We start from the raw sequence: 25632 nt of genomic DNA on the forward strand, positions 1-25632 counted from the left end.
GTTCGCTGCATTGTATCGATCTGCTATCATGCAGCCTAAACACTATCTACTAGGTTGTGCTCAGTAGGGCACACGGACTGCCAGGCTAGGGAGCCCCGCTGGTGCCCAACGTCGCAAAGCCCAAGCATGCTCTACAGCATGAGGCGCTACCTTTGCTTTCTAGTGGTGAGATAGAGCGCGGGATTGCGCCGCACCCTCTGGTCGACAACGGCTTACGTTGGCACGTGCGGGCCTTTGATCACCACATTGGTGAGTTTCGCAACTTCGTCTTCACGCGCCTTCTGATAGTTTCAGTGCTCGAGCAGATCGTTGCTCTGGAGCATGAGAGTCGGCTGTATGACCGACGGTGGAACCGATTCGTCGAACTCGAGTTGATCCCGCACCCCAATCTTCGTGCCCCCAAGCTATCAAGTGCGATTACGGCATGCAGCTAGGCAAGTTGACTGTGGAGCTTTGTACCGCATCGGCCGGTTACCTGTTGTGTCGACGGAATATCAACTGCTCGTTCGATTACTCCCTACAAGGAGTGGGGCTTCGTTAGCTCTGGCTAATTCACCGGCTCTGTATGGGGTTAAGAATCGTCAGTTGGTACCTGAGTACGATCAGATTGAACCGGAATAACACGCCTTCGTGCGGAGGGAACTGCATGTTGAAGTTGGAAGACATCAAGCAGGACGCTCAGGTCCGCGGTATCAGACCCGATGAGGTGGTCCGGGTCGTGGCAGTGGTGCCAGTGGGTACCGATGCGCTGACTGTCTACTTTAAGGACAGTCAGGGTGCTGTACACGAACAGATGTTGTTCCGTGACAATGAGCCTACTCTCTCACTGGCCGAAGCCGGCCGACCTTGGGCTTTCGATGCTCCCGGCGCCGACTTCAAGCTGGGCCTTGAAGCCTATCGTATCAGCCAGGCAGCACTGTTTGACCCCATGATGGCGGTACACACTTCCAATGTAGAACCTCTGCCCCACCAGATTTCCGCCGTGTATGAGGCGATGCTGCCTCGCCAGCCGTTGCGCTTCGTGCTGGCTGATGACCCCGGTGCTGGCAAAACTATCATGGCGGGTCTGTTGATCTGTGAGTTGCTGATGCGTGCCGATGCCAAACGCATCTTGATCGTCTCGCCTGGTGGGCTCACCGATCAATGGCAGGATGAACTGCTGGAGAAGTTCGGTGTGCAGTTCGAGATCTTCAGCCGTGAAAAGCAGGAACAGTGCGCTTCAGGGAATTACTTTGGCGAGCAAGATCTGTTGATCTGCCGTCTTGATCAGCTATCGCGTAACGAGCAGTACCAGGAAAAGTTAGCCAGCACTGAGTGGGATCTGATCATCGTCGATGAAGCGCATAAGCTGTCGGCCAACTACTTCGGCAACAAGATCAACAAGACCAAGCGGTTCCAGCTTGGTGAGTTGCTGGGCTCAGTTACCCGCCACTTCCTACTAATGACGGCTACGCCTCACAATGGCAAGGAAGAGGATTTTCAGATCTGGTTATCGCTGATCGATAGTGATCGCTTCTATGGCAAGTTCCGCGAAGGTGCCCACAAAGTCGATGTTTCTGACATGATGCGGCGCATGGTTAAGGAGGAACTGCTCAAGTTTGACGGTACCCCGTTGTTTCCTGAACGCCGAGCCTACACAGCCAACTATGACCTCTCCGACGCTGAAGCTGAGCTTTACGAGGAGGTTACTGACTATGTCCGTAACGAGATGAATCGTGCCGATGCACTTTCCGGAAAGCGTAAGGGCACGGTAGGCTTTGCGCTGACCCAGCTGCAACGGAGGCTAGCCTCCAGCCCTGAGGCGATCTACCAATCTCTCAAGCGTCGTCGGCGCAAGCTGGAAGATAAGCTCAGCGAGATGAAGCTCATGGCTCGCGGTGAGTCTGCAAGGGAAAACAAGGTCTCCTCTACCTTAGGGACCTATGTGGTTCAGAAACAGGTCGAACTGCCCGAGAATCTCGATGAACTGGATGAAGAACTGAGCGCAGAAGAGTACGAGCTTTATGCTGAACAGGTAGTGGATCAAGCTACTGCTGCTGAGACGGTGCCGGAGCTGGAAGCTGAAATCGTAGGCCTCAAGGGGCTGGAGGAGAAGGCTTCACAGTTGGTGGCGACGGGTAACGACCGCAAGTGGGAGGAGCTTTCTTACCTACTGCAAGACCGTCCAGAGATGTACACCACTGGCGGCAGCCGCCGCAAGCTCATCATCTTTACTGAGCACAAGGACACCCTGAACTACCTGGTAGATAGAATTCGTAGCCTGCTAGGGCGGCCTGAAGCAGTGATTACTATCTATGGTGGGACCAGTCGTGATGAGCGCCGTAAGGCCCAGGAACAGTTTCGCAATGACCCCGATGTACTCGTGCTAGTGGCTACCGATGCTGCGGGAGAGGGCGTCAACCTTCAGAACGCCAACTTGATGGTCAACTACGATTTGCCCTGGAACCCCAACCGCCTGGAGCAGCGTTTTGGCCGTATCCACCGTATCGGCCAGACAGAGGTCTGTCATCTTTGGAACCTGGTCGCTAATGAGACTCGAGAAGGTGCCGTGTTCCAGAAGCTGTTTGACAAGCTGGAGGTGGAGAAGAACGCACTGGGGGGCAAGGTTTTTGACATCCTTGGAGAAGCCTTCGAAAACACTTCACTCAAGGACTTGCTTGTAGAAGCGATCCGTTATGGCGAGTCTGAGGAGGTCAAGTCTCGTCTGGAACAAGTCATTGAAGGCGCTCTGAATACCGATCATCTACGAGAAATTATCCGTCGCAACGCCTTGGTTGAGCAGCATATGGGGTTGGAGGAACTCTATGCGGTCAAGGAAGAAATGGAGAAGGCTGAAGCACGTAAGCTGCAGCCTTACTTTATTCGAGCCTTTTTTACTGAGGCTTTCCATGGGTTACGTGGTGAGCTGCGTTCTCGTGAACCGGGCCGCTACGAGGTTCGCCATGTACCTGCAGCGATTCGCGAGCGCGACCGAGTAATTAGCGAGAGTCGTACCCCAGTGCTCAAGAAATACGAACGCATCTGCTTCGAGAAAGAGCAAGTACGCCTCGCGGGCAAGCCCATGGCTGATCTGATCCATCCCATGCACCCACTAATGCGCGCTACCACTGATCTAGTGTTGCAAGCCCATCGTGGCAAGCTCAAACAGGGTGCTGTTCTAGTGGACCCTAATGACGATGGCATCGAGCCTAAGGTGCTGTTTATGGTCGACCACACGGTGCGTGAGATCGAAGGGAAAAGCAGTCGTTCACCGCGGGTAGTATCGCGTCGCCTGCAATTTGTGGAGATTGACGAGCAGGGTAGAGCGATCCATGCCGGGTGGGCACCACACCTGGATTTACATCCCATCGATGAACACGACCTAGGGCTGGTACAGGATGTGCTTAAGGCACCATGGGTCACCGGTGACCTGGAAGCTTTGGCACTCAATCATGCCGTGCAGGCCTTGGTGCCTGAACACTTCAGTGAGGTGAAGGGAAGAAGGGAGCGCCACGCCGACAAAGTGCTCAACGCAGTCAACGAGCGGCTGGTCAAAGAGATCAACTACTGGTCCGACCGCTACATTAAGCTTACCGACGATATGAAAGCCGGCAAGCAGCCGCGCATGCAGCCAGAGATGGCACGACGGCGTGTCGATGAACTGACCGAGCGCCTCAACCAGCGCCGCCGTGAGCTCGATGCCATGAAGCAAGTGGTCTCCAGCACCCCAGTGGTGATCGGCGGTGCCTTGGTGATTCCTCGTGGCCTGCTGGCCGAGCGCAAGGGCGAGACTCAGTTCAGTGTCGATACCCAATCCCGCACCCGCATCGAGCAGTTCGCCATGCAGGCGGTAATGGATGCCGAGCGCGACATGGGCCACCAGGTGTTCGACGTGTCCGATCAGAAATGTGGCTGGGACGTGACCGCTCGTCCGCCGGCTAACCCGGACGGCTCGATCCTGCCCGACCGGCATATCGAGGTGAAGGGCCGGGCCAAGGGGCAAAGTACCATCACCGTTTCACGCAACGAGATCATCTACGGCCTCAATCAGGCCGACAAATTCTGGCTGGCCATCGTCATTGTGGATGGCGATAGCGCCGAGGGGCCCCACTACGTGAAGAACCCCTTTACCAGCGAGCCTGACTTCGGCGTGGCCAGCATCAACTATGACCTGGGCGAGCTGCTTTCGAAAGCTGCCGACCCACAACAGACGCTATAGGGAACCGGATGACAGACATCAAATCTCCCAAGAAACTCATCGAAGTGGCGCTGCCGCTGGATGATATCAATGCTGCTGCTGCTCGCGAGAAGTCGATCCGTCACGGCCACCCTAGCACCCTGCATCTGTGGTGGGCGCGGCGCCCCCTGGCGGCAGCAAGGGCGGTGTTGTTTGCGCAGCTGGTCAACGATCCCGGCTATCAGCGCGAGCTAGGCTATGGCGTCAACAAACAGGAGGCCGAGCGTAAGCGCGAGAAGCTGTTCGATATCATCCGCGACCTTGTGAAGTGGGAGAATACCAACAACGAGGAGGTGTTGAACCGTGCTCGGGAGGCTATTTGGGAGAGCTGGCGAGAGACCTGCCATCTAAACCGTAATCACCCCCAGGCGGCGGAGCTGTTCGATCCTGAGAAACTACCGGCCTTTCATGATCCATTCGCCGGTGGTGGTGCGATCCCGCTGGAAGCCCAGCGTCTTGGGCTCGAGAGCCATGCTTCGGATCTTAACCCCGTGGCGGTGATGATCAATAAAGCGATGATCGAGATTCCACCGAAGTTTGCCGGCCAGCCGCCGGTGGGGCCGTTGCCGGAACAGGATGCAACTGGCAAAGATACCTTGCGGCCGGGCAGTGGACTAACTGAGGACTGGTCGGGCGCCAGGGGGCTGGCTGAAGATGTTCGTCGTTACGGCCATTGGATGCATGAAGAAGCTTTCAAACGGATAGGGCACCTCTACCAAAAGGTCAAGATAACTCCGGAGATGATCACTGAGCGACCTGACCTTGCAAAGTATGAAAACGAAGAATTGACTGTAATAGCATGGCTTTGGGTTAAAACAGTCAATAGCCCTAGCCCTGCTTTTGAAGATGTGCGGGTTCCATTGGCTTCAACCTATCTTTTGTCAAAGAAGAAGGGTGATGATCACTATGTAGAGGTGAAGGCAGACGGACGTGATTGGAGGTTCGTAGTTAGAAGAGGTGAGGCCCCTGAGAGCGCAAAAAAAGGGAACAAGCTTTCTCGTGGTGCAAATTTCTCTTGCGTAGTTTCTGGCGCCCCCATTGGGCATAAATATGTGAAAGAACAGGGTAAGCTTGGTCGCATTGGTAGCAAGCTTATGGGGATCGTGTTGCAAGGGAGGAGAGAGAGAGTCTATGTCTCACCTAGTGTTGAACACGAAGAGATTGCTAAGAGTGCAGTTCCGGACTGGGAGCCAGAGCTACCAATATCTGGGAGCACACAGTACTTAGGTGTTAAGCCATATGGGATCGAAAAATTTTCTGAGCTATTTACAAAAAGACAGCTTGTTGCTTTAAATGAGTTTTTGCGGCTGGTTGGAGAGGTTGAGGGAAAGATTGAAAAGGATTTTAGGGATGTCAATGGAGCTGAAGATGAAGCGCCTTTGTCCATGGGTGGGCGTGGTTCAATAGCGTATGCTCAGGCAATATGCTCTTATTTGGTTTTCGCTTTAGGTAAGGTTGAAAATATTGGATCTACAGTGGCCTCTTGGATGAATGATAGGGGTGCGTTTAGGGAGACATTTGCGAGACAAGCAATACAAATGACTTGGGACTATGCGGAAGCGAACCCTTTTGCCTCGGCTGGTGGTAGCTTTCTAACAGCTATTGATAAGGGGGCTAAGTCTATAGCTCATCTTCCAGCTAGTCAGTTTGGTAGTGCTGTTCAGTTTGATGCGACACTTCAGGATATAAGTAAGAATAAGGTGGTGTCTACTGATCCGCCCTATTATGACAATGTTCCTTATGCAGATCTTTCTGACTTTTTCTATGTCTGGATGCGTCGTGGGCTAAGGAAGATGTGGCCGGACATTTTCTCAACTATTGCTGTTCCAAAGTCAGAGGAGTTGGTTGCATTTGCTCATAGGCATGAAAGTCGTGATGTGGCTGAGTCCTTTTTTATGAAAGGCATGGGGGAGGCCATGAAGAAGCTTTCTTGCGAGATGCATCCAGCTACCCCCGTTACCATCTATTATGCTTTCAAACAAGTTAACGAAAGCGAGGTTGGTGCGGGTAATACGGGATGGGAAACATTTTTGGCGGCAGTTATTGAGTCTGGCTTGGAGATTCATGGTACTTGGCCGATGAGAACCGAAGGCTCAGGTAGGCTCAGAGGGCTAAACTCGAATGCTTTAGCATCTTCCATTGTTCTTGTTTGCCGTAAACGTATGCCTGCGGCCGAGACTACATCACGCCGAAACTTTCAACGTCAACTGCGTGAAGAGATGCCTGAGGCCCTGGAAGCTATGATTGGTGGCGAGTCAGGACAGGCACCCATCGCGCCGGTGGATCTGGCTCAGGCGGCCATCGGCCCAGGTATGGCCATCTACTCCAAGTATGAGGCGGTGCTGAATCAGGATGGCTCGCGGATGAGTGTCCACGATGCCCTGGTGTTGATCAACCGGGCGATTACCGAGTTCTTGGCGCCGGACTCCGGCAACTTCGATGCCGATACCCAGTTCTGTGCCAGCTGGTTCGACCAGTACGCCTGGAGCACCGGGCCCTTCGGTGAGGCCGATACCTTGGCCCGTGCCAAGGGCTCTAGCGTGGATGGCATCAAGGAAGCTGGTGTTGTTGAGTCCGGCGGCGGAGATGTTCGCCTGCTCAAGTGGGGTGAGTACGAATCGGACTGGGACCCCATCAACGACAAGCGCACTCCGGTGTGGGAAGCCTGCCACCAGATGATCCGCCGCCTGCAGAACCACGGCGAATCCGCCGCCGGCGAGCTGTTGGCCAAGATGCCGGAGAAGGGCGAGGCGATCCGTCAGTTGTCGTATCACCTCTATACCCTTTGTGAGCGTAAGAAGTGGGCCGAAGAAGCCCGCGCTTATAATGAGCTGATCGGCTCTTGGCATGCCATCGTGGCGGCGTCCCATGAGACCGGGCATTCTGGTGAACAGGTGGGCTTGGATCTTTAGGAGGCAGCATGCTGAAGCGGTTGGAAATCGATAACCTCACGCTTTTTCCTCACGCGCGGCTTGATTTAGCACCGGGGCTGAATGTCATTGTTGGTGAGAACGGCACCGGTAAGTCGCATCTGCTCAAGATGGCCTATAGCGCTATCGCCAACGCATACGAGCAGCACAATGAGCCCAGTGTGGTCGACCCAACCAAGGCGCTGCTGCAGAAAGGGATTGCCGACAAGCTGATCAAGGTATTTCGGCCAGAGTCGCTAGGCCGGCTGGCCAGCCGTCGCCAGGGAGCCCAGACCTGCAAGGTCTCTATCTCCTTTCAGCAGGCGCAGCAGGATACTGCCTTTAGCTTCAGTACGCGCTCTCAGACCGAGGTTAAGATCGACCGGTTACCCAGTGTATGGCAAGAGAAGGCGCCGGTCTTTATGCCTACGCGTGAGCTGCTGAGCCAATATCACTGGCTACTGCCGCTCTATGAAAGCCGCCATGTGGATATCGAAGAGCACCATATCGATCTTTGCAAACTGTTGGGTGCTCCCGCCATCAAAGGGCCTCGCGAAAAGGCCGTGGCTGAGCTGGTAGCCCCACTGGAAGAGGCCATGGGTGGCAAGGTAGTGCTAGACAAAAACGGGCGTTTCTACCTGCGTATTCCCGGCCAGGGTAACCTGGAGATGCCGCTAGTGGCCGAAGGACTGCGCAAGTTAGCGATGTTGGCTCGCTTAATCACCACTGGCTCGCTGCTCGACAAGGGCTATCTGTTCTGGGATGAGCCCGAGGCCAATCTCAATCCCAAACTGATCAAACTAGTGGCTCGGGCTGCTTTTGCGCTGAGCCAACAGGGGATTCAGGTGGTGATTGCTACTCACAGCTACTTCTTGCTCAAAGAGCTTGATCTGCTGACTCGTCAGCAAGCGGTTGCGCAGCGCTACTTTGCCCTGGTTCGCGGTGAGGGACTGGTTGAGCGTATCGAGGCCGCCGACCACCTCAGCGGCCTGGAGCATCTAGTCAGCCTAGATGAAGAGTTGGCCCAGTACGATCGCGAGATGGAGCTGGCCGATGCCTGAGGTGCAGGAAGGACGCTTGACGTTCCGTTTTCCCGAGGACTGGCAACTGGCCAAGTATGACGACAGTAACTGGCACCGCCAGCAGATGAAGAGTCGCCCTAAGGGCGTGGATATTCTGGCACACGATGGCGGCCCGACCCACTGGTGGATCGAAGTCAAGGATTGCGAGGGCTACGAGCCAGAAAACCGTCCTCGGTTCTCAGGAACAGAGCCCGCTGAGGTCACCCAGGCAAGAGAGTGGGTTGATCAACAAGGGTTGAAGCCTTCGGTGCAGGTGGCTCGCCGCAAGCCGTTTATCGTCGATGAAGTCGAGGAGAAACTGCGCGATACCCTCGCGGCGATCACCATCGCCCAGCGCAAGGCTGCCCCCGAGCTCGCAGATTTTTACGTTGTACAAGCTCAATCGCCAGCGCTCAGGGTCGTGCTGCTGCTGACATGGAACCATCGTGATTTCAAACGCCTGGCCTCTCGTCTGCAAACACGACTAGAGCGCGCCCTTGCGCCCTACGGAATCCGGGGCTTTGTGGTGAACGAACAGAACCCGGGAGACGCTGGGTTGCATTGCCAGGTGACAAGGGGTGAGGCATGAGCATTGAGCAGGCGATAGAGCAGCTCACGCGCAGCGATATGATTCGCACCATTGAAGCAAGCGGTCAACGTATACCGCCTGGAGAGCGCTACTCATGTCTTTATCAAGGACGCCGCTTGGATCCCAAACGCTTGGTGGCGGAGTCTCTGGCGCAAACCAAGCAGCACAAGGTTGATCCTGAGGCTCTGGAGCAAGAGCTTTACGAGCCCTTTATCGAGGCGCTTAGGGAGCGTGAATTTACGGTGGTTAGCAATCCTCGCCAGATCGGCGATACCGAACTGACGGTGATGGTCTACGAGGTGAAAAAGCCGCCGCTGGTACAAGAGAACTTCAAACGCCTGTTCTCGGCTAACCAGAACCGCTTTTACTGGAACCGTGATAAGTTCGCCAGGTTGAAACGGGGTGCTCCGGTATTCGTGGTCAACAATAGCGCCTCCCGAGTGCTGTTTGGCTACATTCAAGACACCAGGATCGTCGCCGAATTTGATGAGGAGAGCCACGTCAGCCGCTTTACTCATCAGGGTGAGACTTTTGAGGTAAGTGGCCAGTACCCAGAGTTCGTCAGCATTGAGGTTAGATCGCTGCAGCATCCACCGCTTGGTTGGCAGTGGAAAACCTTCGGCAGCGGTGAGCACTCCTATATATCGGGAGCTGAAGTCAGTGCCAACGCAGCCAGAAATAATCTGGAACGGGTCAATTTACTGCTCGAGGTGTTTGCACGTGAGGAAGAAGTCGCCCTGCAACTGCAGACCTGCTACCAGGCTCTGCAAGCCCAAGTCGTCGAGCCTAATGAACTTGAGCAGCATGAACCTCGTGTGTGGTATGTGATGCAGGGCAAAACCTTCACCCCTCAACAGGGCCTGGCCTATCTCTGGGCGCCGCTCGAGGGTAAAGGGGGGCGCTCCTTCAGCCACTGGAAGGCCGTTGGTGATGTCCGGCCCGGTGACATCGTCGTTCATCATGCTGCGAGCGAGGTGCAAGCTGTGTCACGGGCGGATTCGATGCCCTTCGTGACCCCTCAGCCGGATGGCGTTGACAACGAGTGGCGCGGTGAAGGGCAGCGTGTTGACTTAGAGGTTCTGGTCCAGTTGAAGCAACCCATTACCTTGGATGCTATCCGGCAGAGGAGACCTCTGCTACAGAAAGCTCTTGCCGATGTACGTGGTCCCTACAATCGCGATGGCACGGGTAATCAGGGGTATCTGTTTGAGTTTACCTGGGAAGCTCTGGCGATCCTGCTCGAAGGGTGCTCCATCGCATTGCCCGAGGAGATCCTGCGCTGGTTACCTTCGTTTGACGAAATAGTGGAAGAGACCGAGGAAACGGTAATTGACGATACGCTTTCTGAGGTAGCTCAGGAGCGCCGCTTGCCAATCGAGATGACCCAAGCCCCGGCCAAAGAGTGGTTGCCCCAGGTACAAGCCTATATGGCCAGCCAGGGGTTCCATTATTCGCTGGCGGAGGTCGCCAACTTCTACCTTTGTTTACGTACTAAGCCACTGGCGATGTTAGCGGGCATCTCTGGGACCGGTAAGACCCAGCTGGTGCGCCAGTTCGCCAAGGCCATTGGCTACGGTGATTCCGACCACTGCGTATTGATCGCCGTGCGCCCTGATTGGGCCGATAGCTCGGATTTGTTTGGCTACGCCAATATTCAGGGCAAGTTCGAGACCAAGCCACTGCTAGATGTGATGGCACGCGCTATCGAGCATCCTGATGAGCTTTATTTTGTCATCCTGGACGAGATGAACCTGGCCCGGGTCGAGCACTACTTCTCCGAGTTTCTGAGTTTTATTGAGACTCGGGAACGTGACAATGATGACGTCGTTGTTACCGAGGCGCTGATCAGCCGCGCCGATGTGAACGGCGGCCGCCCGGTCTACCTGCCCCAGAATCTGATGGTGGTGGGCACGGTGAATATGGACGAGACCACCCATGCCTTCAGCCGCAAGGTGCTCGATCGTGCCAACGCCATTGAGATGAACGATATCGACTTGACATGGGTGACTCCGGAGCGAGATGTGGCGTCGGTCTCAGGTATTTATGCCGATGCACTAAAGGCTCCGTTTCTTAACTCGGTAGATTTAAGCGATGCCGACAAACGAGCCCTCACGGCCCCAATGAAGTTGTTGATGCGAGTCAATGGAGTATTGGAGCCTGCCGGGCTGCACTTCGGTTACCGCGTGCGTGACGAGGTGGCCTTCTACCTGACGCTGCATCGCGAGGAGGCGCTGGAGAGCCTTAATGGCTTTGACGCTGATGCGGCCATGGACTTTCAGCTGATGCAGAAGGTGCTGCCACGCATCCAGGGCAGCTCGCTCAGCGTGCTCAAGGTGCTGACACGCTTGCTGAGCCTGCTGGCAGAAAAGCCACTAGACGATGAGGCCGAATACCACATCCTCGAGAAGGAGGTTGATCCGCTTGCCACTCGCTATCCACGCAGCGTCAAGAAGCTGCTGTTTATGCTGCAGCGCTTCCATGACGATGGCTTCACCTCCTACTGGCTGTGAGCTGATATGACGTCGCTCTGTTTCGACCATCCTGACGGTACCATCTGCCACCTTTTGGTGAGCGATGTGCGGTTACCTCAGGCGATTTTGGAGCAGCAGCATCATGAGGCCCCACAGGCTCGTTTTACCCCTCACGGGTTGAGTCTGAACCTTCAAGACTCAGAGCTGGAGGGCCCGGTTGAGACTCCATTGTTCTTTGAATGGCAGCGCTTGGAATGGTTGTTTGAGCCGGGTGAAACATGTCAGTTTCAGCCTCCGCTCAGACTGTTCGTCAATGATGCACCTCAGGAGCGGGTAAAGTCCAAGCTATTGCACGGCAAGACTCGACTGATGGGTTCCATCAACCTCGAGAACAGTGTAGGGCTGACACGATTTGATGTGCGCGATGATCATGGCAAAGTGCTATTTGCGCTGGACGCTGAAGTGTTCCCTCAGAAGCTGGATTACAAAGATGATTTTCCGGCTATGTTGGATGAGATCACGGAGATCTTGTATTCCCTAGCGTTCGATGCCTTTACTAAGACTTTCGCTTCTACCAAACCGCGCTCGACATACCGCCAACTGACCTCCGAGTGGCTGAATCTATTCAAGGCGCTCTACCACAGCCTTGAGCAGAGCCTGGATACGTTACTGCACTCACCTAAGTCTGACCTGCGCAAGGAATCTCGCGTGAAGCCGATTCACCGAGTGAAGCGGGTGACATCCAGGGCGATAAAAGCGGCCTCCCAGCGTCCTGACCGCTACTGCCGCGGAGGAGGGCTGCAGGTTGCTGATGGCGTGCAGCTCTCGCATCTGAGCGAGCAACACAAGCGCATCAGCTACGACACCCAGGAAAATCGTTTTGTGGCTTGGGCTATCACGGACATCATGCGTCAGATTCAGCGTGCTATACAGCACTTGAGTGGCAAGAAGGGCCTTGATCAACAGCGTATCCGGTTTGAGGTTGAGGCGCTCGAGCGTAGTAAGTCGCACCTTCGCCGCCGTTTGCGTGGTCCGGTACTCAGCGAGGTGGGTACCTTCAACCATCAGATGTTCTTCTCCACAGCACTGACCATGGCACCGGGATATAAGGAGTTCTACCACCGCTTCTTGTTGTTGCGGAAAGGCTTGGCCATGGCGGAGCATCCGCTGTTCAAGATGGACTATAAGGATATCGCCACCATTTACGAATATTGGTGCTTCCTGAAAACAGTGAGCCTGTTACGGGAGAGCCCCAAGTACGACTTAGCAAGCAACGACATTGTCAAGTTAGAGCACAACCGCTTCAAAGTGAGTCTGAAGAAGGGCAAATGCTCGGGGGTTAACTTTGTTCAGCGTGGTACCGGCGACGATATCTCGATCTACTTCAATCGCTCATTCAAGCGTGATTCCTACACTTATACCTTCGATCAACGCCCGGACCAGTTTATCGAGTTCTCGCGTAACGGCTTTGGTCGGGGGAAGGGCAAGAAGTCATTCAAAGTAGTGATGGATGCTAAGTACCGCTTCGATCGTGAGTCGGTGGGTTACCCTTCATCAACAACTCCCTATGGGCCGCCACTGGATACTATCGCCCAGTTGCATCGCTATCGAGACGCCATCCTCTGGGAGCAGGGGCAGGATGAAACAGTTAAGGTGGCCAACAAGAGTATTGGTGGCGTGATTTTGTTTCCTTACCCCGGGGATGAGCAGAACTTCGTTGAGCACCCATTCTACAAAAGCATCGACAAGGTCAACATTGGAGCCATTCCACTACAGCCAGGCCGAAAGAGAAGGAATACGCTGTTCCGGCAATACCTGGATAGCCTGTTCGAGCAGCCAGGCGAGGTGATCACGGAGTCGCTTTACCACTACGATGACCGGGTCTATCAGCAGCGCCGCCAGTCGAGTAAGGATCTGGTGATGGTAGGGCTGATCCCCACCAAGGAGCGGGCAGCGAGGCTGCAGTACCATTTCGAGCACAAGGTCTTTTATACCCGGCGGCCGGCTTCCTCGCGCTATCCACTGCATGAAGTGAAGGCGGTGGCGCTGTATGACCAGTCTAGCCTCTCGATCATTGGTTGGGCTGAAGTAGAGGATATCGAAGTGCTGGTGGGCAATGAACTCTCACGAACAGGCACGACATGGGCGCCTAGTAAGCCTGACCAACCTTATTATGTTTATCGTCTAGGCCCGATTCAGCGCATCAAGCTGTTATCGAGCCACCAGATGAAGGGCAATCGTACTGGCCGCTACTTCATTTCACGGCTGGGCCTGGAATTGGCGATCGACGAACAAGAGCCTCAGCTGCAGTTCATTGATAGCTGGGAGCAGTACATTAAATGGAAGACGTTGAAGACGCGCTACCGAGTAGTGCGTGTTGAGCGCAAACAAAACACTGATCCGAGCACTGGTAGACCAGTGAACCATCTCGAGTTCATCGCAGAATCAGACGTGGAGCCGTCATCATGTCACTGAAAGCCTGGCGAGACATCGCTACACCGCACAAGGATGTCCTGGAAGGCACCTTCAAACAGTCGGAATTCGCTGCCGATATCACTCAAGTGGCGACTGGAACCGCGCCAGAGGAATACCAGGACGCCGAGAAATTCTTCGCGCGAACCTATATCACAGAAGGTATGCGGCTGTTGTTGATTTCTGTGGCCCAGCGCCTTGCCGGGAAAGGTGGGGATCCTGTCATCCAGCTTCAGACGGCCTTTGGTGGGGGCAAGACCCACACCATGCTGGCGGTCTATCACCTAGCCTCACGTAAGACATCCACCGATAAGCTACATGGCGTTCCGCCGTTGCTGGACGAGGCTGGTGTCAGTGAGCTGCCGAGTGCCCGGGTGGCGGTGATCGACGGCATCAATATGGCGCCGAGCCAGCAGTCGGTGAAGAAGGAAGGCCAGATAGTTTCTACGCTATGGGGGGAGCTCGCCTGGCAGCTATTGGGCGACGAAGGCCTGGCCATGGTCAAGGAGTCTCATCTGCAAGGTACCTCGCCCGGCAAGCAGGTACTGGTGGAGCTACTGAAGAAGGCGGCGCCCTGCGTCATCTTGGTTGATGAGCTATTGGCTTACATCCGTCAGTTTGAGCTGGGCAAGTCTTATCCCGCTGGGACCTATGACAGTAACTTCAGCTTCATCCAAGCGCTCACCGAGGCAATGAAGGCAGTCCCCAACGCTATCCTGCTGGCATCTCTACCCGAGTCGGAGCTTGAGGTGGGGGGGAGCATGGGTCAACAGACTCTCATCGCACTGGAAAAGTATTTCGGTCGTGTGGAGTCGGTGTGGAAGCCAGTAGGCACTGAAGAAGCATTCGAGATCGTGCGACGCCGTTTGTTTGAGAGTGCTGGCGATCGTAGCGAGGTAGAGGGTGTTTGCCGCCAATTCTCGGAGTTCTATCGACAGCATGCTGAGAAGTTTCCCGCTGAGACTCAGTCCAATGAGTACTTTGAGCGTCTCTGCCGCTCCTATCCGATCCATCCTGAGGTGTTCGACCGCCTATATGAAGACTGGTCGACCTTGGAAAAATTTCAGCGCACCCGTGGTGTGTTGCAGTTTATGGCGATCGTGATCCATCAGCTGTGGGTAACAGGAAACCGTGATGCATTGATCATGCCGGGGTCACTGCCGCTGGAAGACAGCAGTGTACGTGACAAGAGTCTTCACTATCTCCCGCAAGGCTGGCAGCCAGTGATTGAACGGGAGGTTGATGGGCCGCGTTCAGGTGCATTGGACCTGGATAAACAAATCGCATTGTTTGGTGGTGTACAGGCCGCCCGGCGAGCTGCACGGACTATCTTCCTGGGCAGTGCTGCTTCCAATAGTGTTCAGGCAGCCCGCGGCATCAAGCAGGAGCGGATCTTGCTGGGAGCTGCTCAGCCGGCCCAGTCGATCGGTGTCTTCGAAGACGTACTTAAGCGTTTACGTGACCGCTTGCACTATCTGTATTCCGAGCAGGACCGCTTCTGGTTTGATACTAAGCCCAATTTGCGCCGTGAGATGGAGAGCCGCAAGCAAAACATTAATGAGCGGGATGCACTGATTCCCTTACTTAAAGAGCGCACTAATCGGCTGATGGGGCGTCAGCATCACTTTGCTGGTATTCATGTCTTCAATACATCGAGCGATGTGCCGGACGAGTACGGTATAGGGCCTCGGTTAGTTGTATTGCCCATGGATGCTGCATATAGCCGCACGGAAGCCAACCAGGCCTACAAGGCTGCCGAAGAGATTCTGCGTATGCGTGGGGAGCAGCCGCGGCAGAAGCAAAACCGACTGATCTTCCTGGCTGCTGACTTTGATGTGGTAAGCCGCTTGAAGGACCAGGCGCGGACCTTTCTAGCTTGGAAATCCATCGTCGAGGACATCAATAATGACATCCTCAATCAGGACCTTGTCCACCTGAGACAAGCTGAACAGAGCAGCAAGGCTGCGGAATCATCGTTGTCTCAGCTCATACGAGAGACCTACAAGTGGCTGATGGCACCGGCAGAGGAGTTCGTGAAGGGAAAACCCACACTCGCGTGGGAAGTGGTACAGATATCCACTACTACCCAAAATCTGGTCGAGACCATCGAAAATAAACTCCGTGAGGAGGAGTGGCTGATCTACGAATGGTCGCCAATCTTTCTGCGCAATATCCTTAAGCAATGGTATCTCAAAGATGGCGTGAACGAGGTCAGTGCCTTAAAGGTTTGGCAGGATAGCTGCCATTATCTCTACTTGCCGAGGTTGGTGAACGATCAAGTGTTCAAGAATGCCATGAATCAAGGCGTTGCCTCGGAAGACTTCTTTGGCTATGCCTCAGGCAAGGAAGGAGATACCTATCTCGGTTTTACCTTCGGCCAAGGCAGTATCGGTGGCTTAGATAGCGAGGCGCTATTCATCGAGCGTGAAGCTGCTAAAGCGTACAGTGACAAGCTGGCAGCGGAGGCTGCTCAACGTGCCAAAGTGCAGGAGGAGCGCAGAGGTGATCAATCCGTACCTGCATCCATTGGAGAGGGTGCCTCGAGCACAACAGGTTCCTCTGGACTCAGCGCACCGGTGGGCGGAGGGCTGGCAGGCGGCTCTGCCGATCAGACAGAGGTTGCTAATGCAATCAAGAAGCACTTCTACGGCAACGTAGACCTGAACCCTCTCAAGGCGAAGATGGACTTCGCTACGTTGGTCGATGAGGTCGTGGAGCAGTTCACCCTACGTAGCGGCGTCGAGGTGAAGATCTCCGTGGAAATCGAGGCCACCAGTGCCGACGGCTTCGATGAGGCGCTGCAGCGGACCATCAAGGAAAACTGCAACGTGCTGAAATTCAGCAGCTCGGAGTTTGAGGGAGAGTAAAGAGAGATACTGTGTTAACCATGGAGCTTGCAATGGCTGCCATGATTCATGGATTAAAGACCATATTGTAAGAAGATGGGCGGCCTGGTGGCCGCCTATGCCGATGCTAGCTGGATAGCGAGCAGTAGGGCAGGCATGCACACTACTATCCAATACAGCAGAACTAGGTGAACCCTACATGTCAGACCCTTTCAAGCAGCTTCACGTCGCCATGAACCAGTTTGCTACCGAGCGGGACTGGGACCAGTTTCACTCGCCCAAGAATCTGGCCATGGCGCTGACGGTGGAAGCAGCGGAGCTGCAGGAGTGCTTTCAGTGGCTGACGGAGGCTCAATCAAAGGACCTGGATGAGGCACAACTGGCTGCTGTGCGTGATGAGATTGCCGATGTTCAGCTTTACCTGATTCGCCTGGCGGGCAAGTTGGGTGTGGATATTGAACAGGCTTGCTGGGAGAAAATGGAGAAGAATGCCAAGAAATATCCCGCGGAGCAGGTGAAGGGAAGTGCGAAAAAGTATACGCATTATCAGAGCGAATGATATGCGCGTGCTTTTCGCTCTCTACAGAGACCTATCAGCCTAGCGGGCATCTAATGATGTATGCAGTACCGGTTATGGGAGATGGTGACAGCCTGAAGTCAGAACAGCGCTTCCAGTTCTTTACGCTGGGCTAGGTACTTTTCCGCATTTTGCTCGATCAGTTTGTTCAGGTTGATCAGTTTCCAACGAACTGCGGGGAGATTGGCAGCTTGCGGGCGCTCAATGGCAGTGGCGATGTGGTCCATCGCTTCATTGATCTCGGCAAGACTTTCAGTACGGTCCTTGACCGGTAGATAGGTCAGGTCGATATCGACTGACAGACGTGGCATGTCGCGGTAGAACAGGTTGGTGGCCGTGCCGCCTTTCAGGGCGAAGACTTCCTCTTCGGCGACATATGGGAGGATTCGAACCAGCAGGGCGACCTGTGCTTCGTAATCTTCACGTGCCATCGCTTGTCTCCATCCTTGTAAATTCTTCCGGCACCATGATGCGGTAGCGCTGGTGTATCCTGCCGCCTTTAACTAGAGCCCGGTCACCGCTTCCGAGGTTGAAATCCTGTGGGTCGAGACGTTTGCGCCATGGGTGGTTGTGGCGGTCGGCAAAGACGAAGAATAGTCGCGTAACCTTGATCTTACTGCAACTATGCAACAACGCTGACAGGGTGCGGGGGCGCAGGGTTGTCAGGCTTTCGAACACCATGTCGAGATTGTGGAAGCTCTCATGTTCGGGCAGTTTGTCCATCACTTCCAGAACCGCTCGTTCGGGCGATGACATCTTTAGTTGCCAGTCCCAAGGTAGTACGGTCGTGTCGGACTCATTCTTCGTCAGGCCGATTGTCGGATCGAGGAACAGGGATGTGTGGCGTGTTTCCAGCGGTGCGTTTAGCGGTAGCCTAGCCAGCCAGTTAGGTATGTCGTCACCATAGACCCAAACTGGAGCGTTCCCGCCCAACGGCAGATAATGGCTGTAGCCCTGCAGTGCAAGCGCTGTCATGCCGCCGATATGGACTTGGTAATTCATCAAGTGCTGTATCGAGAGCAGGCAGGTCTTCCAGTCGAGTGTTTCGTTTTTTCCTGTGCCCGCTGTCGGGCGGCTGAAAACACCGCGGGTCACACGCTCCAGCCACCCGCGATCAACATATTTGCGTGCGAGAAAGCGGCTGATCTCGTGGCGATCCAGCCAGCTAGAATCAACCATGAACCCAGGAGGGATGGCTTCGAGGGTGCTCTTTAGCTTATCTGTTTTATGTGCACTCATAGGGCACATACTATGACTTTATCAAAGAGGTTGCCATTGGATTCTTTGAAAACTGTCTTTTTCGTGCACTAAAAGGACACAAATTAGCTAAAAATTAAAGAGAAGGTTTGCCATCAAAGTCTTACTCGTTTCCTCCCTCAGTACCCTCTACACCTTCTTCCGCTTCACTGCTCGTCTCCTCCTCCACACCATCTCCCACGTCGTCCTCCCCAGCGCGTCGTCCGCTTCCATCCACCCCTGTTCCTGGTAGTAGCGCAGGGCGCCTTCATGCAGTGGTGCGGAAAGTCCATCTTTGATCATGGTTTCGGGGGTGAGGACGGTATAGGCGGGGTGGAAGGTGGTGAAGCGTTCGAAGTTGTCGAATACCGCGGCGACCAATTCATATACCTGGTCGGGGTTGGTAGCGTCATTGGCCAGCAGGGTGGCGCGTACGCCGAAGGTGGTGATCTCGGGTTGGTCGTCATCATCTGTGGGCTGGGCCACACTTGTGCAAGTGAATGCAGAGTTTTAAACTGCATGCATTGAGTGTTGTGGAGTCTTTAAAATGGCAATGTTGACTGTACGCAATCTGCCTGATGAAGTGCATCGCGCCTTGCGTGCCCGTGCTGCGCTACATGGACACAGCATGGAAGCTGAAGTGCGCGAGATCCTGGAGGGGGCAGTAGCTCCTGAAGGTCGGGTAAAGTTGGGCTCTCTTCTGGCCGACATTGGTCGCCAGGCCAAGCTGACCGATGATGAATTCGCTGTCTTTGAGCAAGTCCGTGACAAAACCCCTGCCAAGCCGACGGACTTCGAATGATCCTGCTCGACACCAACGTTATCTCGGAGCCACTGCGTCGGGAGCCAGAACCTCGCGTTATCGAGTGGATTGATGCCCAGGCACTGGAAACCCTCTACCTTTCTTCCATCACGGTGGCGGAGCTGCGCTCTGGTATAGCGCTACTTCCGACTGGAAAGCGTCGGGCTGGATTGCAGGAGAATCTGGAAAAGCGGGTGCTACCCCTGTTCGCTGGTCGCGTCCTCTCGTTTGACCTTCCATGTACGCAAGCCTATGCAGAGCTGATCGCCAAGGCCCAGAAGGCTGGTCTTGCGATTGCCGTTGCTGATGGTTTTATTGCCGCTATTGCGGCTGCCAATGGTTTTTCTGTGGCCACGCGAGATACCGGCCCGTTCGAAGCGGCAGGTGTGCCGGTTATCAATCCGTGGGAAAGCTAAAAGTTGTGATGGCTCATTGCTGTCTTGCGGTCTAGAGACCGCGTACGCATGATCAAGGAATAGGGGATGGACATAGTACCTGCTTTCTCGGACTAAGCGTCATCACCTTTCTTAGCGCTCTCTGTGTTCACTTCCTCCATGGCACCATCCCCCATCTTCCTCCCTAGCCGAGTCGTTAAGGAAATGCTGCGTTCATGCAGTGTTTCCCTTAGGAGCTCGGCCACTGCTGAAGCCATTCTGAAGCCATCAAAAAGGCCGAGCATGCTGACATGCTCGGCCCTGAAGGTTCATCTCAACGAAGGCTCATCTCAAGCCATGGATTACTTGGCGAGAGACTGTGCCGGTTCGTCATCCACTGAGCGGCGCTTCCAGTAACCGGCCAGCAGTGAGCCGGAGACATTGTGCCACACGGAGAACAAGGCGCCGGGCAGCGCTGATGTGGCGGAAAAGAACTGGCTGGCCAGTGAGACGGCCAGGCCGGAGTTCTGCATGCCGACTTCGATGGCGATGGTGCGCGAGGTTCGCTTGTCGAAGCCGAGCAGGCGGCCGATGTTGTATCCTCCGGCCAGGCCGATGGCGTTATGCAGTACCACAGCGAGTGCCACCATCGGGCCCAGCGTGGCCAGGCGTCCGGCATTGAGACCGACCACAATGGCAATGATGATGACGATGGCTACCATCGCCAGGGTCGCCAGAGCAGGCTCGACGCGCTTGATCTGCTGGCCAAGGAAGTGGTGAATGATCACACCGAGCGCAATCGGCGCGATCACCAGTTTGGCAATACTGAGGAACATGCCCCAAACGGGGACTTCGACACTCTGGCCGACCAGGGCCCAGGTCAGCAGTGGCGTGGCTGCCACCGAGACCAGCGTCGAAACCAGGGTCATGGAGACGGACAGCGCCACATTGCCTCCTGCCAGCCAGGTCATGACATTCGATGCGGTGCCTCCGGCAGTGGCGCCCACCAGCACCATGCCGGTGGTCAATTCCGGTGACAGGCCAAGCGCCCAGGACACCAGCAGCGCCGCCAGCGGCATGATCGAGAACTGCAGAATCAGCCCGACCACGATCGGCAAGGGCGCACGAATCACACCGAGAAAATCGTGCCGTGACAGCGTCAGCCCCATGGCGAACATGATGATGGCCAGCAGCAGTTGAATTTGGGCAGCCAGGCCAGTGAACCACTCTGGCTGCCAGGCAGCACAGAGGGCAAAGAGAATGGCCCACAGCGGAAACAGGCGATTGACGCGCTCGAAGATCGACATAAGAAAATCCTGGAATAGTACTTTTTGGATGGCTCTTTTAGATAGCTCGCTACTTTGCGCTATTCACCACGATCAGTGAAGCCCGAAACGTAGGTAAAAGCCGCATAAGGGGAAAAGAAACACAGCAAAAAACCTCTACTGGCTTTGTACGAAAAGTAGGCGAGCGATGATCAGACAAGGCGGAATTGATCGAAAAAGCGGAGTTTACGAGGTGTAAATGAGCATTTTGAGATCCATTCCAACGCAGTATGAGCAAGCGTAGGCACTTTTCGTACAGGTCGATCACTTTTGATCAGCACCAGGAAGCGGCGGCAGCCTTGGCGTCACGGGTGAGGATTGGATGATGGAAGTGTTGGTCATCGCGTAGGGCACGATCAGGTCGATCACGCGCTCCATGTCCGCGATGGAAGCAAAGTGGGCCCGGGCCAGAAAGCAGTCTTCACCTGTCACGCGGTCGCATTGGGTGATGTCGGGAATCCCTTGAATGATCTCTGCCACTCGCTGCATTTCTCCAGGCACCGGGCGTATCCGGAACCAGACAGCGATCGGCAGCCCGATGGCTTCAGGTGAGATCGAGGCGCTGTAGCCGGTGATGATGCCAGCTTCCTCCAGGCGTCTGACGCGCTCGGCCACGCTGGGTGATGATAGCTTCACCTTGCGGGCCAGTTCTGCCGTCGTCGTTCTGCCGTTGTCGACGAGTGTGATCAGAATCATCTCGTCGATCTCGTCCAGATCGCAGTTTTCATATCGAAGGCGTTTCAATATAAATACCTGCTTTTATTAGGTTAAAGGCCATGAATTCTTGGCTTTCGATATATAAAGCACGAAGTCTCCTTTTCATAATGTAGCTGATGAATCAGGGAGCTTTCGTGATGTCGGAAATTGCCAGATCGACCGCCTTGAACCGTGCTGCCGAGGCGGTGCCACCGCATGCGTGGTTCGGTGTCAGCGCGGTCTTCCATTATCTCGGTCCTTCCTTTGCGGTGCTGCTGTTTCCCGTGGTCGGCGTACTGGGCGTGGCCTGGTTTCGGGTGGCGACCGCGGCGCTGGTGTTTGCTCCGATCACCCGACCCTGGCGTACCCTCCGGGAGGCTGATAGCGGGACGCGTTGGCTGTTGATCGGGCTCGGCGTGTGCCTGGCGGTGATGAACACGTCTTTCTATCTTGCGCTGGATAAGCTGCCGATGAGCCTGGTTGCCGCGATGGAATTCGTCGGCACCGTGGCGGTTGCGCTGTATGGGCTGCGTACCCGGCGCAATGTCTTCGCCCTGGTGCTGACCGTTGTCGGTGTGGTGATTCTGATCGACGTGAAGTGGGTATCCAACCCGCTCGGGCTGTTCTGGGCGACCCTGAATGCAGCCTTGTTCGTCGGCTATATCGTGCTTGGCCACAAGGCTTCTGGAGCAGGCGCGAGCCGCGGGGTGGAACGCCTCGGGGCCGCAATGGCCATTGCCTTCGTCATTCTGATGCCGATCGGCTTCCTCGAAGCCGTGCGAGCCTTCGGCATGCCACTGGTAATATTGGCCGGCATGGGGGTTGGCATCTGCTCGTCAGTGATTCCCTATGCCTGCGATCAGCTCGCCATGTCGCGCCTGCCGCGTGCGTCATTTGCCTTGCTGTTGGCACTCCTGCCGGCCTCGGCGACGATCATCGCTGCCATCGTCCTGGCTCAGATTCCCACCCTGCAGGATCTGCTCGGCATCATTCTTGTCATGCTCGGCATTGCCGTGCACAGACCGGCCAGATAATGAAATGCCTGGGTTACAGCCAATAAGCTATAGCCAATAAGCTACAGCCAATGAGCTATAGCAAATTAACGACAGCAAGCGAGTAACCACATCTTTGCCACGACAAATAAAGCCCCGGTGAGTCGATTTTTTATTTCATTGAATCTGGCTTTCCTACCATCGATAGACGCTTCTTATCAATGGTTCAGATATATCGATTGGACTAAAATCATTAACAGGCGTATCATCGTCATCATATGAATCTGTGGGGAAAAAATCCAGTTTCAACAGCAAGTTGTGTGTATATGCTTTACATGGGAAATAAGTTTAATGTTTTATTTCTTAAATAATTCCATGTTTTAAGAAAGTTTTATCAATTTTTATATATTTATCGATTTATGGGGCTGAGGTCTTGGATCATTATGCACTTTAATAAGTGCTTTAATAAGTGCTTTAATAAGTGCTTTAATAAGTGCTTTAATAAGTGCTTTAATAAGTGCTTTAATAAGTACTTGAACAAGTGCTTCATGACGGACTGCTTGAAGTAGTGGGGCAGGATTAAGGTCTCATAAGTTTTCGACTTTTTGTATCTAAGGCAAAAAGTACTTGGAGTCTTCAATGGCCGATAAAGGAAAGATAAAAGAATATGCGGGACCCGCGGCAGGCTGGGGGGCGCTGAAAAGCGTCACGAAAAGCTGGCTGGGAAGTGAGAAGCCGGTCAAGAACCTGCGGGCGATGCTGAAGACCAACCAGAACAGTGGCTTCGATTGCCCTGGCTGCGCCTGGGGCGAATCGCCTGAAAAGGGGCTGGTCAAGTTCTGTGAGAACGGGGCCAAGGCGGTCAACTGGGAATCCACCGGGCGCTATGTCGGTCCGCGTTTCTTTGCCGAGCACAGTGTGTCGCAGCTGGCGCGCCAGAGCGATTATTGGCTGGAATACCAAGGGCGTTTGACTCACCCCATGCGCTACGATGCCAACAGCGATCACTATGTCGAAACCACGTGGGATGAGGCGTTCGCTCTGATCGCCGAGCATCTGCAGCGTCTCGACTCTCCCGATCAGGCCGAGTTCTACACCTCGGGGCGGGCGAGTAACGAAGCTGCTTTCCTCTATCAACTGTTCGTGCGTGCCTTTGGCACCAACAACTTTCCCGATTGCTCCAACATGTGTCACGAGGCCAGCGGTATCGGCATGACCGACACCATCGGGGTAGGCAAGGGCACCGTGGTGTTCGATGACCTGGAAAAGGCGGATGCCATCTTTGTGATTGGCCAGAACCCAGGCACGAACCACCCCCGCATGCTCGAACCCCTGCGTGAAGCGGTCGAACGGGGGGCGCAGGTGGTGTGCTTCAACCCGCTCAAGGAACGTGGCCTGGAACGTTTTCAGCATCCGCAACACCCCTTCGAGATGCTGAGCAATGGCTCCGAGCCGACCAACACGGCCTACTTCCGGCCCGCCCTGGGGGGCGACATGGCCGTGATGCGTGGCATCGCCAAGTTCCTGTTGCAGTGGGAACGTGAAGCGCAACAGGCTGGCCAGCCAGCGGTATTCGACCATGCATTCATCGAAGAACACACGGTTGGGCTGGATGATTACCTGGCGGAAGTGGATGCCACATCGTGGGATCAGATCGTCGAACAGTCCGGCTTGAGCCTGTCCGATATCCAGCTGGCGGCTGACATGTACCGCCGCGCCGAGCGGGTGATCATGTGCTGGGCCATGGGGGTGACGCAGCATCGCCACTCGGTGCCCACGGTGCAGGAGATCGCCAACCTGATGCTGTTGCGCGGCAACGTCGGCAAGCCCGGTGCCGGTCTTTCTCCGGTGCGCGGGCACAGCAATGTGCAGGGCGACCGCACCATGGGCATCGATGAGCAGCCCCCCGCCTGGCTGCTGGATGCCCTGGAACAGCGCTTCACCTTCAAGGTACCGCGCCAACACGGCCACAACACCGTGCGCGCCATTCAGGCGATGGAGGATCAATATGCCAAGGTGTTCATCGGCCTGGGCGGCAATTTCGTTCAGGCGACGCCAGATACGCCGCGGACTCACGAGGCCATGCGCAAGTGTGACCTGACGGTGCATATTTCCACCAAGCTGAACCGTTCCCACCTGGTGACCGGTAAGGAAGCACTGATCCTGCCTTGCCTGGGGCGGACAGAAGTGGACATGCAGGCCGAAGGACCGCAGGGCGTGACGGTCGAAGATACCTTCAGCATGGTGCATATTTCCTATGGCCAGCTTCCGCCGGGCTCTGAACACCTGCGCTCGGAGCCTGCGATCATTGCGGGCATGGCCAAGGCAACTCTGGGCAACCTCCCGATCGACTGGGACGATGTCATTGCTCACTATGACCGCATTCGTGACCTGATTGCCGATACCATTCCCGGCTTCGCCGATTTCAATGCCAAGTTGCAGCACCCAGGCGGATTCCATCTGGGCAATGCAGCCTCTGAACGGCGCTGGCATACCGAAAGCGGCAAGGCGCAGTTCAAGCCCTGTGCGTTGCCCACGCACCTCATCAATGAGGGCGTGACAGCACGGGGAGACAAGCCGGACCTGATCCTGCAGACCATGCGCTCCCACGACCAGTACAACACCACCCTGTATGGCCTGGATGATCGTTATCGTGGCGTGTTTGGGCTGCGTGAAGTCATTTTCGTCAATGAAGAGGAAATCCGCCGGTTGGGGTTCGCGCCAGGCGACAAGGTGGATCTGGTCTCTCTCTGGGATGACGGCCGCGAACGCCGTGTGTCCGGTTTCATGCTGGTAGCCTATGACATACCCGCAGGGCAGGCCGCCGCCTATTATCCAGAAACCAATCCCTTGGTACCGCTGGATAGCTACGGGGAAAGAACCTTTACCCCCACATCGAAGTTCATCGCGATCAAGCTGGAAAAGGCCCAGGAAGACAGCACCATTCCAAGCGCTGCTCTCTAGACAAGAGACGACTAGGCAAGAGACAGCTAGACAAGATAGCTAGATAAGAAGGCTAAACAAGACAGGGAGCCCCTTGAGGCTCCCTTTTTCGTGTTTTATGTC

Annotated in this window: 18 protein-coding genes; 13 read left to right on the plus strand and 5 right to left on the minus strand. The window is 55.1% G+C overall.

What is annotated here, in order from left to right; all coding sequences use genetic code 11:
* Positions 1 to 101: 101 nt before the first annotated feature.
* The 9 genes from Q1K07_RS12950 (at position 102) to Q1K07_RS12990 (ending at position 17123) form a co-directional block, all read left to right on the plus strand.
* Positions 102 to 434 (plus strand): hypothetical protein, encoded by a 333-nt coding sequence (locus tag Q1K07_RS12950; protein ID WP_300311444.1) that lies wholly within the window; start codon positions 102 to 104, stop codon positions 432 to 434.
* Positions 435 to 646: 212 nt separating this feature from the next.
* Positions 647 to 4198: a helicase-related protein gene (locus Q1K07_RS12955; RefSeq protein ID WP_300311446.1), complete on the plus strand. Its 3552-nt coding sequence runs from the start codon at positions 647 to 649 to the stop codon at positions 4196 to 4198.
* An 8-nt stretch (positions 4199 to 4206) separates the two neighbouring features.
* On the plus strand, positions 4207 to 7128 hold the full coding sequence (locus Q1K07_RS12960) for a DUF1156 domain-containing protein (protein ID WP_300311448.1): 2922 nt from the start codon (positions 4207 to 4209) through the stop codon (positions 7126 to 7128).
* 8 nt (positions 7129 to 7136) lie between these two features.
* Positions 7137 to 8186 carry an AAA family ATPase gene (locus tag Q1K07_RS12965; protein WP_300311450.1) on the plus strand — a complete coding sequence of 350 codons (1050 nt, stop codon included), beginning with the start codon at positions 7137 to 7139 and terminating at the stop codon, positions 8184 to 8186.
* Positions 8179 to 8775 (plus strand): hypothetical protein, encoded by a 597-nt coding sequence (locus Q1K07_RS12970; protein WP_300311452.1) that lies wholly within the window; start codon positions 8179 to 8181, stop codon positions 8773 to 8775. Before Q1K07_RS12965 ends, Q1K07_RS12970 begins: the two co-directional genes overlap by 8 nt.
* Positions 8772 to 11285: an AAA family ATPase gene (locus tag Q1K07_RS12975; RefSeq protein ID WP_300311454.1), complete on the plus strand. Its 2514-nt coding sequence runs from the start codon at positions 8772 to 8774 to the stop codon at positions 11283 to 11285. The genes Q1K07_RS12970 and Q1K07_RS12975 overlap by 4 nt, the downstream gene beginning before the upstream one ends.
* 6 nt (positions 11286 to 11291) lie before the next feature.
* Positions 11292 to 13721: a DUF2357 domain-containing protein gene (locus Q1K07_RS12980; RefSeq protein ID WP_300311456.1), complete on the plus strand. Its 2430-nt coding sequence runs from the start codon at positions 11292 to 11294 to the stop codon at positions 13719 to 13721.
* The gene (locus Q1K07_RS12985; protein WP_300311458.1) at positions 13712 to 16585 is read left to right on the plus strand and encodes a DUF499 domain-containing protein; all 2874 of its coding nucleotides are present in this window, start codon (positions 13712 to 13714) and stop codon (positions 16583 to 16585) included. The genes Q1K07_RS12980 and Q1K07_RS12985 overlap by 10 nt, the downstream gene beginning before the upstream one ends.
* Positions 16586 to 16763: 178 nt before the next feature.
* Positions 16764 to 17123: a nucleotide pyrophosphohydrolase gene (locus Q1K07_RS12990; protein ID WP_300311461.1), complete on the plus strand. Its 360-nt coding sequence runs from the start codon at positions 16764 to 16766 to the stop codon at positions 17121 to 17123.
* Positions 17124 to 17221: 98 nt separating this feature from the next.
* Here Q1K07_RS12990 and Q1K07_RS12995 read toward each other — a convergent pair whose 3' ends face one another.
* The 3 genes from Q1K07_RS12995 to Q1K07_RS13005 form a co-directional block, all read right to left on the minus strand.
* A complete protein-coding gene (locus tag Q1K07_RS12995; protein WP_300311463.1) occupies positions 17222 to 17572 on the minus strand; it encodes a nucleotidyl transferase AbiEii/AbiGii toxin family protein in 351 nt (116 codons plus the stop codon).
* Positions 17562 to 18380, minus strand: coding sequence for a type IV toxin-antitoxin system AbiEi family antitoxin (locus tag Q1K07_RS13000; RefSeq protein WP_300311465.1), 819 nt, complete (start codon positions 18378 to 18380; stop codon positions 17562 to 17564). The genes Q1K07_RS12995 and Q1K07_RS13000 overlap by 11 nt, the downstream gene beginning before the upstream one ends.
* 147 nt (positions 18381 to 18527) lie before the next feature.
* On the minus strand, positions 18528 to 18863 hold the full coding sequence (locus Q1K07_RS13005) for a TAXI family TRAP transporter solute-binding subunit (protein WP_300311467.1): 336 nt from the start codon (positions 18861 to 18863) through the stop codon (positions 18528 to 18530).
* 61 nt (positions 18864 to 18924) lie between these two features.
* Between Q1K07_RS13005 and Q1K07_RS13010 the strand changes: the two genes are divergently transcribed.
* A complete protein-coding gene (locus Q1K07_RS13010; RefSeq protein WP_300311469.1) occupies positions 18925 to 19179 on the plus strand; it encodes an Arc family DNA-binding protein in 255 nt (84 codons plus the stop codon).
* Entirely contained in the window at positions 19176 to 19595 is a 420-nt protein-coding gene (locus Q1K07_RS13015) for a type II toxin-antitoxin system VapC family toxin (RefSeq protein WP_300311471.1), read from the plus strand. Before Q1K07_RS13010 ends, Q1K07_RS13015 begins: the two co-directional genes overlap by 4 nt.
* A 320-nt stretch (positions 19596 to 19915) precedes the next feature.
* On the opposite strand, the gene Q1K07_RS13020 is transcribed toward Q1K07_RS13015, so the two are convergent.
* A complete protein-coding gene (locus Q1K07_RS13020) occupies positions 19916 to 20860 on the minus strand; it encodes a bile acid:sodium symporter family protein (RefSeq protein WP_300311473.1) in 945 nt (314 codons plus the stop codon).
* A 282-nt stretch (positions 20861 to 21142) separates the two neighbouring features.
* Entirely contained in the window at positions 21143 to 21622 is a 480-nt protein-coding gene (locus Q1K07_RS13025; protein ID WP_300311475.1) for an Lrp/AsnC family transcriptional regulator, read from the minus strand.
* A 110-nt stretch (positions 21623 to 21732) separates the two neighbouring features.
* Here Q1K07_RS13025 and Q1K07_RS13030 point away from each other — a divergent pair, with 110 nt between their 5' ends.
* The gene (locus Q1K07_RS13030; protein ID WP_300311477.1) at positions 21733 to 22608 is read left to right on the plus strand and encodes an EamA family transporter; all 876 of its coding nucleotides are present in this window, start codon (positions 21733 to 21735) and stop codon (positions 22606 to 22608) included.
* 597 nt (positions 22609 to 23205) lie between these two features.
* Positions 23206 to 25530: an FdhF/YdeP family oxidoreductase gene (locus Q1K07_RS13035; protein WP_300311479.1), complete on the plus strand. Its 2325-nt coding sequence runs from the start codon at positions 23206 to 23208 to the stop codon at positions 25528 to 25530.
* Positions 25531 to 25632 lie beyond the last annotated feature (102 nt).

It is taken from the genome of Halomonas sp. (genome assembly GCF_029263665.1).
Classification (GTDB): Bacteria; Pseudomonadota; Gammaproteobacteria; order Pseudomonadales; family Halomonadaceae; genus Halomonas.

What these genes read in the sequence shown, in the direction of transcription:
- Q1K07_RS12970 (WP_300311452.1), top strand. Translation starts at nt 8,179, where the DNA reads ATGCCTGAGGTGCAGGAAGGACGCTTGACGTTCCGTTTTCCCGAGGAC.
- Q1K07_RS13035 (WP_300311479.1), top strand. Translation starts at nt 23,206, where the DNA reads ATGGCCGATAAAGGAAAGATAAAAGAATATGCGGGACCCGCGGCAGGC.
- Q1K07_RS12980 (WP_300311456.1), top strand. Translation starts at nt 11,292, where the DNA reads ATGACGTCGCTCTGTTTCGACCATCCTGACGGTACCATCTGCCACCTT.
- Q1K07_RS12955 (WP_300311446.1), top strand. Translation starts at nt 647, where the DNA reads ATGTTGAAGTTGGAAGACATCAAGCAGGACGCTCAGGTCCGCGGTATC.
- Q1K07_RS12975 (WP_300311454.1), top strand. Translation starts at nt 8,772, where the DNA reads ATGAGCATTGAGCAGGCGATAGAGCAGCTCACGCGCAGCGATATGATT.
- Q1K07_RS12960 (WP_300311448.1), top strand. Translation starts at nt 4,207, where the DNA reads ATGACAGACATCAAATCTCCCAAGAAACTCATCGAAGTGGCGCTGCCG.
- Q1K07_RS13000 (WP_300311465.1), bottom strand. Translation starts at nt 18,380, where the DNA reads ATGAGTGCACATAAAACAGATAAGCTAAAGAGCACCCTCGAAGCCATC.
- Q1K07_RS13015 (WP_300311471.1), top strand. Translation starts at nt 19,176, where the DNA reads ATGATCCTGCTCGACACCAACGTTATCTCGGAGCCACTGCGTCGGGAG.
- Q1K07_RS12990 (WP_300311461.1), top strand. Translation starts at nt 16,764, where the DNA reads ATGTCAGACCCTTTCAAGCAGCTTCACGTCGCCATGAACCAGTTTGCT.
- Q1K07_RS13030 (WP_300311477.1), top strand. Translation starts at nt 21,733, where the DNA reads ATGTCGGAAATTGCCAGATCGACCGCCTTGAACCGTGCTGCCGAGGCG.
- Q1K07_RS13010 (WP_300311469.1), top strand. Translation starts at nt 18,925, where the DNA reads ATGGCAATGTTGACTGTACGCAATCTGCCTGATGAAGTGCATCGCGCC.
- Q1K07_RS12995 (WP_300311463.1), bottom strand. Translation starts at nt 17,572, where the DNA reads ATGGCACGTGAAGATTACGAAGCACAGGTCGCCCTGCTGGTTCGAATC.
- Q1K07_RS12965 (WP_300311450.1), top strand. Translation starts at nt 7,137, where the DNA reads ATGCTGAAGCGGTTGGAAATCGATAACCTCACGCTTTTTCCTCACGCG.
- Q1K07_RS12985 (WP_300311458.1), top strand. Translation starts at nt 13,712, where the DNA reads ATGTCACTGAAAGCCTGGCGAGACATCGCTACACCGCACAAGGATGTC.
- Q1K07_RS13020 (WP_300311473.1), bottom strand. Translation starts at nt 20,860, where the DNA reads ATGTCGATCTTCGAGCGCGTCAATCGCCTGTTTCCGCTGTGGGCCATT.